The following is a 16,383-nucleotide window of genomic DNA, read 5'->3' as shown; positions in this document are numbered from 1 at the left end:
GGTGGCTGCCACGCCATTGACCAGAATTCGCTCCTGCTTCAACCAGGTTTGCAAACGTGAGCGCGAATACTGAGGAAAAAGTTCTGCCACCACCTTGTCAAGACGTTGTCCGGACTGAGCCATGCTCACCGTCGCTGTAAGAGCGACTGCGCCATCGGCTGAGACGGGTTGGGGTTGATTACCTGAGTTCATGAATTGAATCGATTTTTGTCAATTGGTGAAGGCGCTTGGGCCACAGGGGCATTGCCCGATATAATGAGTTGGTACCGAAGCCCCATTGTTGGGGCGCCGCTAGTTAACAGAGCCCATGAACCACACCATTCAAACATGGCGCAGCCCAAGCCTGCGCGTATTATCTCAGTTATTGCTGCTTGCCGCGCTGGTATTTGTTCTGGCCGCCTGTGGCAACACCAAACAATTCGACGAAACCGAGGGCTGGAGCCCGGCCAGGCTGTACGAAGAAGCCAAGGCCGAAATCGACGTCGGCAACTACCAACGTGGGATCGAACTGCTTGAAAAGCTTGAATCCCGGTACCCCTACGGTCGTTTTGCCCAGCAAGCCCAAATTGACACCGCCTATGCGCATTACAAAGCGGGCGATAACGCTCAAGCCCTGGCTGCCACCGAGCGCTTCATCAAACTACACCCGAACCACCAAAACCTGGATTACGTTTACTACCTTCGCGGGCTGATCAGCTTTAACGAAGACAAAGGCATTTTTGCATTGCTCTCGGGCGAAGACCAAAGCGCGCGCGACCCCAAAGGCACGCGTGCGGCATTCGATGCTTTTAAAGAAGTCGTCACCCGTTTTCCAGACAGTCGCTACTACGACGATTCCAAATCGCGTCTGCAGTACCTGGTCAACGCGCTTGCTCAAAACGAGCTACATGTCGCGCGCTACTACTACCGTCGCGGGGCCTACCTGGCTGCGCTCAACCGTGCTCAAGAGGTAATCCGGCGATTTGAACAGACTCCCTCGATTGAAGAAGCCCTGTTCATCAGCCTGCGGTGCTACGAAAAACTGGACATGAAACCTTTGGCTGAAGACACCAAGCGAGTGATTAATCTGAACTTCAAAGACAGCCCTTACTGGAACATGGACCTGCCCGAGCCCGACAAGGTTGAGGCCAAGTGGTGGCAAGTCTGGAAAGACTGACGGCCCCGCTTACACCAAGCCAAAAACGGGGCTACTTCAAGCCCCGTTTTTCTTTCATGAATTCTACAGCCACCCCCAAGTCACGGGTGCGCTTAAACGGTGGCAGGCTTCGCCACAACAATTTTCCATAGCCCTTCTCGACCAAGCGCCGGTCGCCAATCAGCAACACGCCCCAGTCAGTTTCATCACGAATAAGCCGCCCAGCGCCCTGCTTCAACGCAATGGCTGCATCAGGCAAAGACAGATCTTGAAATGGATTGCCCCCTTGCCGACGAATCAACTCGCCTTTGGCCTGAAACACCGGGTCATCTGGCGGGGCGAATGGCAACTTGTCAATGAGGACCAAGCGCAAACCTTCGCCGCGAATATCCACCCCCTCCCAAAAACTGGCCGCGCCAATCAGCACTGGCTTGGAAGCCGCCCGAAACTGCTCTAACAACTCAGCCCGAGAGGCCTCGCCCTGCACCAACAAAGTCCAATCGAGCGAATCCTCGCTGATGCGTTCAAGGAAATATTCGCCCAACTGCTTAACAGCCCGATGACTGGTGCACAAAAAGAAAACCCCGCCATCGCTGGCTGCAAGCAAAGGCCACACGGCCTTGGCCAATTTCACACTGAACTGGGGTTCGTTGGGAAACGGCAGATTTTCTGGCACACACAGCAAGGCCTGAGATTCATAATCAAAAGGGCTAGGCAACAGCAATTGCTCACACGCATCCAAACCCACTTGAAGGGTGAAGTGCTGAAGATCATTTTTAATGCTTAACGTGGCGCTGGTGAACACCCAGGCCTTGGCCTGCTCTGCGTATAGCTTCGCAAAGGCATTGGAAACATCCAAAGGTGAATCACAAAGCTGCACCGCATGGGCGCTCACACTGACCCACTTCACCGACTGTGCATCCTGGGTATCGCTCAAGAACCAGTTTTGCCAGCGCAGGCACAATTCGCTGGCTCGACCCAACAATTTCACCCAGGCCTCGTTGCGTGCAGACAAAGGGCTTAGCATTTCGATGAGGCGTTCCAAGCGTTCTTCAAAATCGTGGCAAACCACCTGTACGCCTTGCAATGCCATGAACTGCGCTTGGGTTAAACGAGCACTTTCAATCTCAATGCCCACCAAGCGCCGCAGCTCTTTTAAGGCCAATTCCATGGGGCGCAACACAGCGTCCCAATCACCGGCATCTGCGCTCGATGAGCGGCCTTCTATCAGTACATCGCGTAAAAACTCCAGGCACTGCGACGTAGAAACCGCTTGACCAAGAAGTGTGGTTGCAATGTCGGGCAGTTGATGCGCCTCGTCAAATACAATCACATCGCAGGCGGGCAGCAACTCAGCAACGCCCTCCTCTTTGAGAGCCAGGTCGGCCAAAAACAAATGGTGATTTACAACCACCACGTCAGCGTCCAGCGCGTCCCGGCGTGCCTTGTTCACAAAACAATCATTGAGATGCGGGCATTCACCTCCAAGGCAATTGTCTTTGTTCGACGTCACCCAGCTCCACACCGCGGAATCTTCGGGAACCCCGGCACAATCCGCACGGTCGCCAGTTTGAGTACGACCCAAAAACAACTTGACCTTTTGGAGGTGATCTACCTCCCTGGGTGTTGGCAAGCGCGCCTCGCGCAGCGCCCGCTCCAAGTGAAAATGGCACACATAATTTTGCCTGCCTTTGAGTAAGGCAATTTGAAGAGGCAAGCCCAGCGCTTGGCGCACCAAAGGCAAATCTTTGGCAAACAATTGGTCTTGCAAGGTTTTAGTGGCTGTAGAAAGCAACACCCGTTTGCCAGACAACAAGGCTGGCACCACATAGGCGAAGGTTTTGCCCGTGCCTGTGCCCGCCTCAACCACCAAGGCTGAACGCTGCTCGATGGCACGTTCCACAGCGCTGGCCATGGCCAATTGCGAATGCCGAGCACTAAAGCCAGGCAGAGCCCGAGCCAATTCGCCATCTGCCGAGAAAGCCTGTAACACAGGCTGTGTGATTTCAGACATGCGCGGGCTCGGAGAAAATCTGTGCGAAAAAAAACATGTATGCGCGGTGCATCAAGCCGGAATGTCGGGCTCTAGTTGAATTTGCAACAGGGTGATTGCATCTTTGATTTGAAGTTTGCGCTTCTTGAGGCGACGCACCTGCAATTGGTCAAAACCGGGCTGGGCGGTCAACATGGCGATGATTTGGTCTAGGTCGCGATGCTCGACCTGCAACTCCACGATGCGGCGTTTGATCGACTCATTGTCTTCGGTATAAACCATCTTGCCTGTGTGCCTCCGCACGCAAATCCATCATGTTTTCGATTGTAGTGCCAAGCGATGTGGTACTCCACAGGCGACCCGCACGGCATCACCCAAGTGCGTGCGCCATTACTATTGCCTTTGCCTCGCCTGGCGCTTGGCATACTCGTCCAGCCGAATCATGTCGTCTGCCTGTCCTTGTACCTCCAGGTGTGCACGTCGCAATTTCGCACCCTGCAAACGCACATCGTCCAAGCAGCTTGCCACAAAAAAACGTTTGTAACAGGCGATGCTTTGCTGGTTCAATTCATATTCCAGATGCTCCATGACACGCTCGCGGCTGGCCACGTAGGCCTTCGCTTCCTCCAGGGTTGCCGGTGGAGCAGGCGGCTGCGCCCGCAATTGCACCGAGCTTGCACAGGCCGCCAGCACGAGGGTTGCCACCGCGGCAAAAACCAGGCGGCCCAAGGCCCAAACCGCGCCCGCCAAGGCGTTGCACCTGCGGGCAAGCTGACTCAAAAGCTGTGGCACAATGCCCTGCTCGAACAAAAACCACATAAATACGCATCCATGTCGCTTGTACAAACACGAATTATCGCCCAGTTGGCCCAGGAATTGGGTGCCGCACAAACACAAATCCAGTCTGCAGTTGCCCTGCTTGACGAAGGCGCAACGGTTCCCTTCATTGCCCGTTACCGCAAAGAAGCCACCGGCGGGCTGGATGATGCTGTTTTGCGTGACCTGCAAGAGCGGCTGGTTTATTTGCGCGAGCTTGAAGAACGCCGTGCTGTGGTCCTGGAAAGTATTGAAAGCCAGGGGAAACTGACCCCCGAACTAAAAAACGCCATTGAACAGGCGGCCAACAAACAAACCCTGGAAGACCTGTACCTGCCCTACAAACCCAAGCGCCGCACCCGAGCACAAATTGCACGGGAAGCCGGTTTGCAAGCGTTGGCCGATGCGCTTTTAGACGACCCCACAGCCGTGCCAGAGCTTTTGGCCGCGCAGTTTATCAACCCCGAACATCAAATCAGCGACATCAAAGCTGCGCTGGACGGTGCAAAAGACATTCTTGCCGAGCAGTTTTCTGAAAACGCTGCGCTGCTTGCCCTGTTGCGCGCCCGCATCAATGCCGAAGGATCCATTCGAGCCGCCGTGGTTCCAGAAAAAGCCAGCGAAGCCATTAAATTTCAGGACTATTTTGAGCATCAGGAGCCTCTGGCCAATATCGCATCGCACCGTGTGTTGGCCATGCTGCGGGGGCGGGAGCAGGGCTTTCTCACCTTGAAGGTGGACTTGCCCGAGGTTTGGGAAGCTGAAAACCCGCGTGCCCCCCACCCCTTTGAATCCGAAATTGCGCGCCTACACAACATTGACCGGGACGAAACACCAAGGGGCAAATTTTTAAGCGAGGTTTGCCGATGGACGTGGCGTATCAAATTGGCAGGCACGTTAGAGACTGAACTAATCGGCCAATTGCGCGACGCTGCACAGGCCGAGGCCATTGCCGTGTTTGGGAAGAACCTGAAAGACCTGCTGCTTGCTGCGCCAGCGGGTGGTAAACCCACCATGGGTCTGGACCCTGGCATAAGAACGGGGGTGAAAGTTGCTGTCATTGACGCGACGGGGCAAGTGGTGGATACCACCACCATTTACCCCCATGAGCCACGACGCCAATGGGATGAGTCCATCGCGGTGTTGGCCGCCTTGTGCATGAAACACAAGGTGGAGCTGATCGCAATTGGCAACGGCACTGCCAGCCGCGAAACCGATCAATTGGCTGCCGATTTGCTGGCCCGTCACAAAGACCTGAAAGCCGTCAAAGTGATGGTGAGCGAGGCGGGTGCCTCGGTATACTCTGCCTCGGCCTTGGCAAGCGCCGAATTGCCTGAACTCGATGTCAGTCTGCGAGGAGCTGTTTCAATTGCACGGCGCCTGCAAGATCCACTGGCCGAGTTGGTCAAAATCGACCCAAAATCAATCGGTGTGGGCCAGTATCAACACGATGTAGACCAGCGGCAACTCAGTGGCCGCCTGGATGCCGTGGTCGAAGATTGCGTGAACGCCGTGGGTGTAGAGGTCAACACCGCCTCAGAAGCGTTACTCGCCCGGGTATCAGGCTTAAACAGCACCGTGGCCAAAGCCTTGGTGGGTTACCGCAACACCAACGGACAGTTCAAGAGCCGTGAAGACCTGAAAAAAGTGCCGCGCCTTGGCGAAAAAACCTTTGAGCAAGCCGCTGGCTTTTTACGCATTCACGGCGCAGAAAACCCCTTGGACGCCTCAGCCGTTCACCCGGAAGCCTACATTGTGGTTGAAAAAATGGCTGCAAAAACCGGCAAGCCGGTGGGCAGTCTTGTTGGCAACAAAGAAGTGCTTAAAACACTCAAACCCGGCGAGTTTGTGGACGAGCGTTTTGGATTGCCCACGGTGCAAGACATTTTGGTGGAACTGGACAAACCTGGCCGCGACCCCCGCCCCAGCTTTAAAACCGCTAAATTTGACGACCAAGTGCACACCATGGCCGACCTCAAACCCGGCATGACCTTAGAAGGCGTGGTCACCAATGTGGCCAACTTTGGCGCGTTCGTAGACATTGGGGTACATCAAGATGGCTTGGTGCACGTATCGGCTTTGTCAAACACCTTTGTTAAGGACCCACACACCGTGGTTAAAACTGGGCAGGTGGTGAAGGTCAAAGTGCTGGAGGTGGACATTCCGCGCAAGCGGATTTCACTCACCATGAGATTGGCAGACGAACCAACGAAACACCAGGGCAACCATGCCCCCAGCGCGAACAGGGGGGGCAACACAGCGCACAGGTTTAACCACCCAGGGGCTGGCAAACAGAAAGAGAACTTCGCTGGAAATGCCTTGGCCGCGGCTTTTGCAAAAGCGAAACGAAGCCGCTAACCGAGGGGGAAGAGGTTCGCTGCATAGCCGCCGCGAACCCGCTTCTTTTAAAGTGTTTAACCGCCCATCACAGGGTCAATAATTTCTACTTTGGCAGTGATGTTTTTCATGTCCGCGCCAAATTGTTTGTTGTTGTGCCCATCGAAATATGGGCCCGCCCTGTAATGAAAAGTCCCCCCAGGTTTGGTCACTTGTGCCGTAAAGCCCTGGCCAATTGGCTGCCCAGACTCGCTGAGCAATTGCACACTCACCTTGCCGTTGACAAATTTGGCATCTATCCCAAACTTGCCCGGGGGCAGTTGACCTAGCACAATATTTTTACCTCGAAACGCCCTACCAGCCAATACCAAAGTGCCATCGACAACCTTGACCATCGCCTCTGGAAAGCCATCGCCGCCTGCATTGTTGAACAACTGAAATATGCTGAAATTGGTTCCAGAGTGCACATCAAAAAAGCTTCGGAACGAGGTTGCATCCCCACCCTTGAACTGTTTTTTGAACGCAATTTCAGCCCTATTGCCGTTCCAGAAGCCGGGCCGACGATCGGCGGTAGACACCTCGGCCATGATGGTACCCTGAGGTGTTTCAGAAAAATAATCGCCCTCAACATTTCCCTGAGAGCGATAGGCGAAATCGCGGTTTTTGGCCAGATTGTTCAGAGCCTCACTGTGAATAACACCATCATCGACACTACCTCCTGAGGTGGCCATGTGTGAAGCATATTGCGCTGAACTGCCACCAAAAAATGTTTGCCCAGCTTTTAGGTTTTGAGTGTCCCTTTCATACTCCTGCTCCCGAGCTGCCCTATCAGTCGATGCAAGACTTTCCGCCTGAGCAAGCGAATTGTCGGTGAGTACAACCTGAGTGGTCCCATCTTCGGCAGGAGTCACTTGCACCACAGACTCCCCAGACTCCCCGATGGAAGTTAGGGCCTGGTGAACAGTGTTGCTGTCGTGCGCAGCGCCTTGCATTCGTAGCGCCCAAGCAATTTGTTCAGCAACCGTCTCGACCAATTTGGAGGCCTCTTCGTCGGTCACTGGCTTCCCATCAACACGAACAGAAGCCTCGACCCGACCGTGCCTATCCACCACCAGTTTAACTTCTACGTTTTGGCTAGGCTCAGCTGGATTGAGCTGAACACTTCCGTGACCAAGAATTGTTGTTTCGCCGGTCTCTTCGTCATACTGGGTACTTACCTCGAGATTGACAGGGCCGTCGCCCCCTCCCACCTCGTAAGGACCGTCTACCCCCTCACCCTTTGACGACCAATTTATTGCCCCTGAGCCCTGAACCCCGACATCGTGTTCTCTTGAATTTTCGACGTTACGCACATCCACCCCTCAAGTTGAAAAATTACTCCTACAATTTGAGTAACACCAACAAGGGACAAGTTCAGAAGTCGATTGAACAAGCAAATCAGGAAAAGAAAGTAATCTCCGAGAAAGACAGCTACACCTACAGCGAAACAGCGTTTCTCTTAGGCGCATCCAAATACTCTTTGGACTGCATTTCAACGATTCGGCTGACTGTGCGGAAAAACTCGTGGGCCATGGCGCCTTCGGTGTAAAGCTCCTCGGGCTCCACTGCGGCAGACATAATAAGTTTGACCTTGTGGTCGTAAAGCACATCGATCAGCCAAGTGAATCGGCGCGCTTCGGAGGCCATGCCGGCACCCATTTTGGGCACGCCGCTGAGGATCACGGTTTGAAACTGGCTCGCAATTTCAAGGTAATCGTTTTGTGAGCGCGGACCACCACACAGTGTTGGAAAGTCAAACCAAACCACCGAGCCTGCCCGGCGCACCGCCTTGATGACTCGGGACTCAATGTGCAACTCGGCCGGCTCATCGGCCACTTCAGCCAAACGTTCAAAATCCACTTTTAATTGAACATCCGACGCCTCTGTGAGTGGCATCAAGTAAGTGTTCAATTGCGCCAGTGTGCGTCTGCGGTAGTCCACCCCCACATCCACATTGATCACGTCCAACTGCTTGTTGAGTAGGGCTATGGCGGGCATCAGGCGATCGCGGTGTAGCCCGTCTGGGTACAAATCGTCGGGCTTGTAATTGGACGTCATCAAAAACGTAACGCCGTTGGCAAACAGACCATCCAGAAGTCGATGCAGAATCATGGCGTCGGCAATGTCCGACACATGAAACTCATCGAAACAAATCAGGCGGTATCGCTTGGCAATGCGAGCAGCCACTTCCACCAGGGGGTCCTGCACGCCTTTCAGATCATCCAACTCGGCGTGCACACCGCGCATGAATTCATGAAAATGCAAACGTGTTTTGCGTTGCACGGTGACGGAATTGTAAAAGCAGTCCATCAAGAAACTTTTGCCACGGCCAACACCACCCCACAGGTAGAGCCCCTTGGGTACTGCGGGTCGATTGATGAATTTTTTGATCACACTGCTGCGGGCCTTTTTGTATTCTACAAACTCGTCGTAGAACACCTGCATGCGGTCCACAGCATTTTGCTGGGCCGCGTCTGACTGGTAACCGCGCTCAGCCAAAGTTTTTTTGTAATATTCCTGAACGTTCACGATGCAATGGGTAATAAACAAAACGGCTGATGAAAACTCACCAGCCGTTGTTGCAAAGGGGGACTGAGCGCAATTTTAACCGTTCAACTGACGCTTGTCGCAGGCCAAAGCTGCTTCCTTCACCACCTCAGACAAGCTGGGGTGAGCGTGGCAAATGCGTCCAATGTCCTCCGAGGAGGCTTTAAACTCCATGGCCATGACCGCCTCGGCAATCAGGTCTGAGGCGTGACTGTTGATGATGTGGACACCCAGCACTTCGTCGGTGGTGGCGTCTGCCAGCACCTTCACAAAACCTTGTGCATCACCTTGACCCAATGCCCGGCCATTGGCCATGAAAGGAAATTGCCCAGCCTTGTACTTTCGACCTTCTTCTTTGAGCTGCTGCTCGGTTTTACCGACCCAAGCCACTTCAGGAGACGTGTAAATAACCCAGGGGATGGTGTCGTAGTTGCAGTGACCCGCCTGGCCAGCCATGATCTCGGCGACCATCACGCCTTCCTCTTCCGCCTTGTGGGCCAACATGGCACCACGAATAACGTCACCAATGGCGTAAATACCGGCCACCAAGGTTTGGCAGTGGGCGTCTACATCAATTTGCCCGCGGTCATTCGTTTTTAAACCAACCGCCTCCAGGTTCAGACCATCGGTGTTAGGCACCCGCCCGACCGAGACAATCAATTTGTCGCAATCGAGTTTTTGCTCTTTGCCATCGGCGTCGGTGTATGCCACAGACACCCCTTTCTTGCCCGACTTTACGTCGCCGATTTTGACACCCATGTGCATCTTCAGACCTTGCTTGGTGAAGATCTTTTGCATCTCTTTGGCAACACCCTCATCGGCAGCCGCCAAAAAATTGGGCATGGCTTCCAGCACAGTCACATCAGCTCCGAGGCGTCGCCAAACAGAGCCCAGTTCGAGGCCAATCACACCTGCGCCGATCACACCCAGCTTTTTGGGCACAGCACCAAACTTCAAGGCGCCTTCATTGTCGCAAATGGTTTGGTTGTCAACTTCAATGCCTTTTAAGTGACGAGCCTTTGAACCGGTGGCGATGATCACCTGCTTTGCGCTTACTTTTTCTTCGCCGTTGGCGGACTTCACATTCAACTCGAAACCACCGTCAGCCTTGCCAGCAAAACTGGCCCAGCCCTTGATTAGCGTGACCTTGTTTTTTTTGAACAGGTACTGGATGCCACCGGTCATCTTGGTGACGATGTCATCTTTGCGCTTGATCATTTTGGCCACATCCATCTTCGCGCCGGTGACCGTAATGCCGTGGTCCTCGGCGTGATGCTGGATTTTTTCAAACTCTTCGGAAGAGGCCAACAAAGCCTTGGAAGGAATACAACCAACGTTCAAGCAGGTTCCGCCCAGGCGAGGCTCACCTTTGGGATCGTCGTAGGCATTGCCCTCTATACAGGCCACCTTCATGCCCAACTGCCCGGCCCGAATGGCGGCAATATAACCGCCCGGGCCTGCGCCAATTACTACCACGTCGTATTGAGTGCTCATGAATCGTCCTCCTTACAGGTCCAGCAACAAGCGAGCTGGATCTTCCAGGGCCTCTTTCATGGCCACCAAGCCCAGCACAGCCTCGCGACCATCGATGATTCGGTGGTCGTAGCTCATGGCCAGATAGTTCATTGGGCGAATCACGATTTCACCATTCTCGACCACAGCACGGTCTTTGGTGGCGTGAATACCTAAAATCGCCGACTGAGGTGGGTTGATGATGGGCGTGGACAACATGGAACCAAACACACCACCGTTGGAAATGGAGAATGTACCGCCGGTGAGCTCATCTAAACTCAGCTTGCCGTCTTTTGCTTTCTGGCCAAACTCAGCGATTTTCATTTCGATGTCGGCAATGCTCATTTGGTCTGCGTTGCGCACAATTGGAACCACCAAACCACGTGGGGAACCCACTGCGATACCGATGTCAAAATAACCGTGGTAAACGATGTCATTGCCGTCTACCGAGGCATTCAACACGGGGTACTTCTTGAGTGCTGCCACTGCGGCCTTCACAAAAAAGCCCATGAAGCCCAGCTTGGCGCCATGCTCTTTTTCGAACTTGTCTTTGTACTTGGCGCGCAAATCCATCACTGGCTTCATGTTCACTTCATTGAACGTGGTCAGAATGGCGTTGGTTTGCTGCGACTGAACCAAACGCTCCGCCACGCGCGCGCGCAGCCTGCTCATGGGCACACGCTGTTCGGGGCGACCTTCGATGAGCGTGGATGGATCAAGCGGCGCCTTCACCTCGGGCAGCAGGCTGGCTGGCTTGGCGGCTGGCGCAGAGGCCGGCGCAGCAGCAGGCTTTGCCGCTGGGGCAGCGCTGGCACCACTTAGCGTGTTGACAACATCGCCTTTGGTAATGCGGCCGTCTTTCCCGGAACCACTCACCTGCTCGGGCTTCAGATTGTTTTCAGCCATCATTTTTGCAGCCGAGGGCATGGCCACAGAACCATCCACCGTACCGCCCTTGGCTGCCGCCGCGGGGGCAGTTTCTGCAGGCTTTGCTTCGGCTTTTTGCTCAGCGGGTTTGGTTTGGGCTGGGGCTGCCGTGGCACCGGCAGAGGCCTCGGTGTCAATTTTGGCGAGCAACTGGCCAGCCACCACAGTGGCACCGTCTTCGCAAAGCACTTCTACAATCACGCCGGCAGATGGGGCTGGCACTTCGAGCACCACCTTGTCGGTTTCAATGTCGATCAGGTTTTCGTCGCGCTTGACTGCATCGCCGGGCTTTTTGTACCAATTCAAAAGTGTGGCTTCTGCGACAGATTCGGACAGTTGTGGTACGACCACTTCTACGATTGCCATGGAATATTTTCCTTTTTGATTCTTTGTCAAAGGCGGGCAGGGAAAAACTCACCTGCCCGCGTGTGTGTTATTTGGTGATTACAAAACCTTTGAGCTTGCCGAACGCGGCATCAATGAGCGACTTTTGCTGCTCGTTGTGCTTGGCGTAATAGCCAACCGCAGGTGAAGCGGAGGCTGGTCGGCCGGCATAACCCAAACGTTGGCCTTCAGTGAGGTTTTCCAGAATGTTGTGCTGGATCTGGAACCATGGGCCTTGGTTTTGTGGCTCGTCCTGACACCACACCACATCGGTCACATTGGGGTACTTGCGAAGCTCGGCACTCAGTGACTTGTGGGGGAATGGGTACAGCTGCTCAATGCGAACGATGGCAACATCTTTGATGTTGCGTTCGCGACGGTTGGCCACCAGGTCGTAATACACACGGCCAGAACAAAGAATGACCCGCTTAACCTTGGATGCCTCCAGTTCGCCTTGATCACCAATCACGGTGTGGAAGTGCCCCTTGGAGAGTTCTTGCAGGGACGACACCGCCTCTTTGTGACGCAGCAGCGATTTTGGCGTGAAGATGATGAGCGGCTTGCGGAACAAGCGGATCATTTGGCGACGCAACAAGTGGAAAATTTGTGCCGGCGTGGTGGGCTGGCACACCTGCATATTGTTTTCAGCGCACAGTTGCAGGTAACGTTCAATGCGCGCGGAAGAGTGTTCAGGCCCCTGGCCTTCGTAGCCATGAGGCAACATCATGGTCAGACCCGAAGCACGACCCCACTTTACTTCACCGCTGGAAATGAATTGGTCAATGACCACTTGTGCACCGTTGGCGAAGTCGCCAAACTGAGCCTCCCAGATGACCAAGGTGTTGGGCTCAGCTGTGGAGTAGCCGTACTCAAAGCCAAGCACCGCCTCCTCAGACAACACCGAGTCAATGACAGTGAAAGGCGCCTGCCCTTCAGACACGTTTTCGAGGGGAATGTAGGTGCCCTCGTTCCACTTCTCGCGCCCCTGATGGTGCAACACTGCATGGCGGTGCGTGAAGGTACCACGGCCACAATCTTGCCCTGTAATGCGCACAGCGTAGCCAGACGACACCAACGAAGCAAATGCGAGATGTTCGCCCATCCCCCAGTCGAGCATGGTTTCGCCGCGACCCATGGCAGCGCGGTCAGCAATCACCTTTTGAACCAGGGGGTGAACCTTGAAGTTTTCAGGAACAGTGGTGATGCGCTCGGACAGGCGACGGATTTCTGACAAGGGGACGGAAGTATCTGCCGCATCGGTCCATTTTTTGCCGAGGTAGGGAGACCAATCCACAGCAAATTTGCTCTTGTAATTGGTGAGCACGGGATCGGCGCGGTTGTGCTTGCCCTCATCCATGGCTGCGCGGAAGTCAGTCACAATTTTTTCAGCGTCATCGGCGCTCAAAATGCCCTGCATTACCAGGCGCTCGGCGTACAAAGCACGTGTGCCTGGGTGCTGACCAATTTTTTTGTACATCAAGGGCTGGGTAACGGCAGGGGTGTCTTGCTCGTTGTGGCCCAGTTTGCGGAAACACACAATGTCGATCACCACGTCTTGCTGGAACTCCATGCGGAAGTCCAAAGCCAGTTGGGTGACAAAAATAACCGCTTCCGGATCGTCGCCGTTCACGTGGAACACAGGCGCTTCGATCATCTTGACCACATCTGAACAGTACAAGGTGGAGCGACTGTCGCGTGGGTCAGAGGTGGTAAATCCAATTTGGTTGTTGATCACGATATGAACCGTGCCGCCTGTGCCGTAGCCACGGGTGTGCACCAGGTTCAGCGTTTCCATGACCACACCCTGGCCGGCAAACGCTGCATCGCCGTGCACCAGCACCGGCAACACCTGCTTGCCTTCCTTGTCGCCTCGGCGTTCTTGGCGAGCCTTCACAGAACCTTCCACCACGGGGTTCACAATCTCAAGGTGTGAAGGGTTGAATGCCAGCGACAAGTGCATGGGGCCACCTGGGGTGGTCACGTCAGATGAGAAGCCCTGGTGATACTTGACATCGCCAGCGGGCAAATCATCGGCATGCTTGCCTTCGAATTCTTCGAACAATACACCAGGGCTTTTGCCCAGAATGTTCACCAACACGTTTAAGCGACCACGGTGTGCCATGCCGATCACGGTTTCTTGCACACCCAAGGTGCCAGCGCGTTGAATAACCTCATCAAGCGAAGCAATAAAAGACTCGCCGCCTTCGAGGGAGAACCGCTTTTGACCCACATAACGGGTGTGCAGGTATCGCTCAAGCCCCTCAGCAGCTGTAAGGCGCTCAAGAATGCGAAGCTTTTGTTCTTTGCTCAACTGGGGGTTGCCCAAATTGGTCTCGATACGCTCTTGCAACCAGCGTTTTTGAGCCGGGTCGCCGATGTGCATGTATTCGATGCCGATGGAGCGGCAGTAGGTGTCGCGCAGCGCCTTCACGATGTCGCGAAGGGTCATTTGATCCTGACCGAAGTATGTGTTCGTGGCCGAGAAAGTGATGTCCATATCGGCCTCGGTGAGGCCATAGAAGGCGGGATCAAGCTCTGGAATGACCGGCCGCTCTTGACGCTTGAGCGGATCGAGGTCGGCCCAGCGGGAGCCCAAAAAGCGATAAGCAGCCACAATAGACTGCACATGAACCTGCTTTTTGGCCACCTCCAGGTCGGCGGTCTGGATTTGCGGCTGTAGGAAGCCTTTTTTGGCTCGTTGCGCAAACGACTGCACCACTGGCGCATGGGCAACGTCTTTTTCGTTCACGTCACCGTGCGCAGAAGGCACCAATTGCATTTGATCAAAGTAGGCGCGCCATTTTTCGGGCACGGAGCCTGGGTTGTCCAGGTAGGCCTCGTACATTTCTTCGACATAGGGCGCATTGCCCCCGAACAAATACGAGTTTTGCTGAAAAGATCGCATCATTTGCGCTTCACCTTTATCCGAGTTTCTCGTTCAAGATGTGGGGTTCGGACTCGACCGCAGCTACCGCTTTCGGACCGAATCCACACACACGTGGGTTAAACCGCACTCCCCGTCTGGCTTTAGGACTCCTGCCCACCGCCAGATAGCAAAAAACAGCATTTACGCCGCTTTAAGAGTTAAGGCAAAAGCATATCAGATTAGAGGCCCAACCCTAAACCCCGAGTCAGGATGCATTGAATTTCTGTGGTTTTCAGGGTACGACGGGCCTTCACCCAACCGCGCCATTTTCACTCCTTATGGGGATGAAGCCACAAAAAGCAGCCCATAGGATCAAGGGGTATCCAATGGAGGGTTACATGCAAGGCTTGAAATACCGCGGCATTGAAGTACCGGGCAAGTTGGCTGCCTTGGCCAAACACATCGACCCGGTCAATGCGCTGATTGATGACATGAAAGAACTTCAAAGCAGCTGGGACAATTTGAGCCTGCTTGGAGAACTGACGCGGGTGGGCACCGAGATTTCAATTACCAGGCAGCACTTCAAAACACTCTCAGAAAGCCTCAGCAACAAATTAATTGAACAATCGATTGACGATGCAGCGCAGCAACTTGAGTGCAAAGCTCAAAATGCAATCGATGTGCTGGTTCGGAATTTATTTGAACGCACGGCTGACATCGGCTTTTTGTGCACAGACCCCACGCTCAGCGAAGACATCATTCGGGGCCCGGGCGAGCTAACCGTGGCTAGGCTGAAAAGCTACGCTCAAAAGTACACCGTGTACCGCAACGTGGTGCTGCTGGACGCTGCCGGGGTGGTGCAATGCGACATGGCGGGCCAATACCCAGCGGGAAGTGCAGCCACCTGGCTGCCCAAGGCCGTGGCCCACAGCGCCACACCCTACATCGAGCGACATGGACCGCTGCTGGATGTGGGCGATGCAAGCAGTGATTTGGTGTACGCCTGGGAATGCGAGCAACAGGGACAGATTGTGGGCTTTGTTGCCTTGCAATTCAATTTGCAACAGGAAGGTGAAACGCTGTTCCAAAAGGTACTCGGCATCCGCAGCGGAATAAACAGCCTTGAGGATCTGCCTTGGACGGTCTGCGGCATCGCTGATGAGAAAATGCGGGTGTTGATGTCCAGCGACAGCCATCAGGTTCCGGCAGGTCTGAATCTGCAACTGGCGGGGGATGGAGCCTGGAAAATTGCACGAATCGGCTCGGTGAGCTACCTGGCCTGCTGCAGGAGCACCCGCGGCTATCAAGGCTATATGGGACCCGGCTGGATGGGTTTTGCCATGGTGCCAGTGCATCAAGCCTTCAAACCCAACGAAACCAGCGGGGTTGATGTCAACCGCCCTGCCCTTCAAGCCCGTGAGGGTTTGATCAAGGAAGAAATTTGCCAATTCCGAAGCCAGGCGGAGCACATCCAGACTCAACTTAACCGAAGTGTTTGGAACGGCAACCTTGGGCAGAAAAAAAACGACACTGGGCTTGGGGACTCATTCAGCAAAACCTTGCTCTGGGAAATCAGCCGCGCCGGCGAGCGAACCAAGCAACTGTTTGAACGGACCTTAAAAGACCTTGAGCAGCGCGCCTTTGATCGCATCGAGGATGAACTGGAAGCCTGCGCCATGCTGGCCATGGACTTGATGGACAGAAACCTCTACGAGCGGGCGAATGACTGCCGCTGGTGGGCCGACAACCCCCTGCTTCAGCGCTGCCTGGGCCCCCCTGGCGACCCGAACCTGATTGCTACAGCGCAGGCCTGCCTCAAGCACATCA

The 16,383-nt window shown here is 54.6% G+C and carries 11 protein-coding genes and 1 pseudogene; 3 read left to right on the top strand and 9 right to left on the bottom strand.

What is annotated here, in order from left to right; translation table 11 throughout:
• Nucleotides 1-192: S4 domain-containing protein (locus tag ACEQU8_RS02075; RefSeq protein ID WP_370261128.1), on the bottom strand; the 192-nt coding region annotated here is incomplete at its 3' end.
• 115 nt (nt 193-307) lie between these two features.
• Between ACEQU8_RS02075 and ACEQU8_RS02070 the strand changes: the two genes are divergently transcribed.
• Complete coding sequence (locus ACEQU8_RS02070) at nt 308-1,156, top strand: outer membrane protein assembly factor BamD (RefSeq protein WP_370261127.1); 849 nt, start codon at nt 308-310, stop codon at nt 1,154-1,156.
• Nucleotides 1,157-1,187: 31 nt separating this feature from the next.
• Here ACEQU8_RS02070 and ACEQU8_RS02065 read toward each other — a convergent pair whose 3' ends face one another.
• From ACEQU8_RS02065 to ACEQU8_RS02055, 3 genes are all read right to left on the bottom strand, one after another.
• A complete protein-coding gene (locus tag ACEQU8_RS02065; protein WP_370261125.1) occupies nt 1,188-3,149 on the bottom strand; it encodes an ATP-dependent DNA helicase in 1,962 nt (653 codons plus the stop codon).
• A gap of 51 nt (nt 3,150-3,200) precedes the next feature.
• Nucleotides 3,201-3,410, bottom strand: a complete 210-nt coding sequence (locus ACEQU8_RS02060) for a YdcH family protein (protein ID WP_370261124.1) — start codon at nt 3,408-3,410, stop codon at nt 3,201-3,203.
• 111 nt (nt 3,411-3,521) lie between these two features.
• Nucleotides 3,522-3,947 carry a hypothetical protein gene (locus tag ACEQU8_RS02055; protein WP_370261131.1) on the bottom strand — a complete coding sequence of 142 codons (426 nt, stop codon included), beginning with the start codon at nt 3,945-3,947 and terminating at the stop codon, nt 3,522-3,524.
• Here ACEQU8_RS02055 and ACEQU8_RS02050 point away from each other — a divergent pair.
• The gene (locus ACEQU8_RS02050) at nt 3,927-6,302 is read left to right on the top strand and encodes a Tex family protein (protein WP_370261129.1); all 2,376 of its coding nucleotides are present in this window, start codon (nt 3,927-3,929) and stop codon (nt 6,300-6,302) included. The two genes, ACEQU8_RS02055 and ACEQU8_RS02050, sit on opposite strands and share 21 nt — an antisense overlap.
• 56 nt (nt 6,303-6,358) lie before the next feature.
• Here the strand turns inward: ACEQU8_RS02050 and ACEQU8_RS02045 are convergent, their stop codons facing one another.
• From ACEQU8_RS02045 to ACEQU8_RS02025, 5 genes are all read right to left on the bottom strand, one after another.
• The gene (locus ACEQU8_RS02045; protein WP_370261123.1) at nt 6,359-7,633 is read right to left on the bottom strand and encodes a hypothetical protein; all 1,275 of its coding nucleotides are present in this window, start codon (nt 7,631-7,633) and stop codon (nt 6,359-6,361) included.
• Between the two features lie 124 nt (nt 7,634-7,757).
• Nucleotides 7,758-8,849, bottom strand: coding sequence for a cell division protein ZapE (gene zapE, locus ACEQU8_RS02040; RefSeq protein WP_370261122.1), 1,092 nt, complete (start codon nt 8,847-8,849; stop codon nt 7,758-7,760).
• Nucleotides 8,850-8,924: 75 nt separating this feature from the next.
• The gene (gene lpdA, locus ACEQU8_RS02035; RefSeq protein ID WP_370261120.1) at nt 8,925-10,361 is read right to left on the bottom strand and encodes a dihydrolipoyl dehydrogenase; all 1,437 of its coding nucleotides are present in this window, start codon (nt 10,359-10,361) and stop codon (nt 8,925-8,927) included.
• 12 nt (nt 10,362-10,373) lie between these two features.
• Nucleotides 10,374-11,672, bottom strand: a complete 1,299-nt coding sequence (gene odhB, locus ACEQU8_RS02030) for a 2-oxoglutarate dehydrogenase complex dihydrolipoyllysine-residue succinyltransferase (protein ID WP_370261119.1) — start codon at nt 11,670-11,672, stop codon at nt 10,374-10,376.
• Nucleotides 11,673-11,739: 67 nt separating this feature from the next.
• Nucleotides 11,740-14,598 (bottom strand): 2-oxoglutarate dehydrogenase E1 component, encoded by a 2,859-nt coding sequence (locus ACEQU8_RS02025; RefSeq protein ID WP_370261118.1) that lies wholly within the window; start codon nt 14,596-14,598, stop codon nt 11,740-11,742.
• A gap of 356 nt (nt 14,599-14,954) precedes the next feature.
• On the opposite strand from ACEQU8_RS02025, the pseudogene ACEQU8_RS02020 reads away from it, so the two are divergent.
• A pseudogene (locus ACEQU8_RS02020) lies at nt 14,955-16,383 on the top strand (hypothetical protein); the annotation flags it as partial.

The sequence above is a fragment of the Limnobacter sp. genome, from assembly GCF_964228395.1.
Lineage (GTDB): Bacteria > Pseudomonadota > Gammaproteobacteria > Burkholderiales > Burkholderiaceae_B > Limnobacter.
Note: the sequence above shows the minus strand (reverse complement) of the source record. Positions and strands in the feature narration are given on the sequence as shown.

Excerpts from the sequence above, each read along its gene's own strand:
- ACEQU8_RS02070 (WP_370261127.1), top strand. The coding sequence starts at position 308 with ATGAACCACACCATTCAAACATGGCGCAGCCCAAGCCTGCGCGTATTA.
- ACEQU8_RS02065 (WP_370261125.1), bottom strand. The coding sequence starts at position 3,149 with ATGTCTGAAATCACACAGCCTGTGTTACAGGCTTTCTCGGCAGATGGC.
- ACEQU8_RS02060 (WP_370261124.1), bottom strand. The coding sequence starts at position 3,410 with ATGGTTTATACCGAAGACAATGAGTCGATCAAACGCCGCATCGTGGAG.
- ACEQU8_RS02055 (WP_370261131.1), bottom strand. The coding sequence starts at position 3,947 with ATGTGGTTTTTGTTCGAGCAGGGCATTGTGCCACAGCTTTTGAGTCAG.
- lpdA (WP_370261120.1), bottom strand. The coding sequence starts at position 10,361 with ATGAGCACTCAATACGACGTGGTAGTAATTGGCGCAGGCCCGGGCGGT.
- odhB (WP_370261119.1), bottom strand. The coding sequence starts at position 11,672 with ATGGCAATCGTAGAAGTGGTCGTACCACAACTGTCCGAATCTGTCGCA.
- ACEQU8_RS02025 (WP_370261118.1), bottom strand. The coding sequence starts at position 14,598 with ATGATGCGATCTTTTCAGCAAAACTCGTATTTGTTCGGGGGCAATGCG.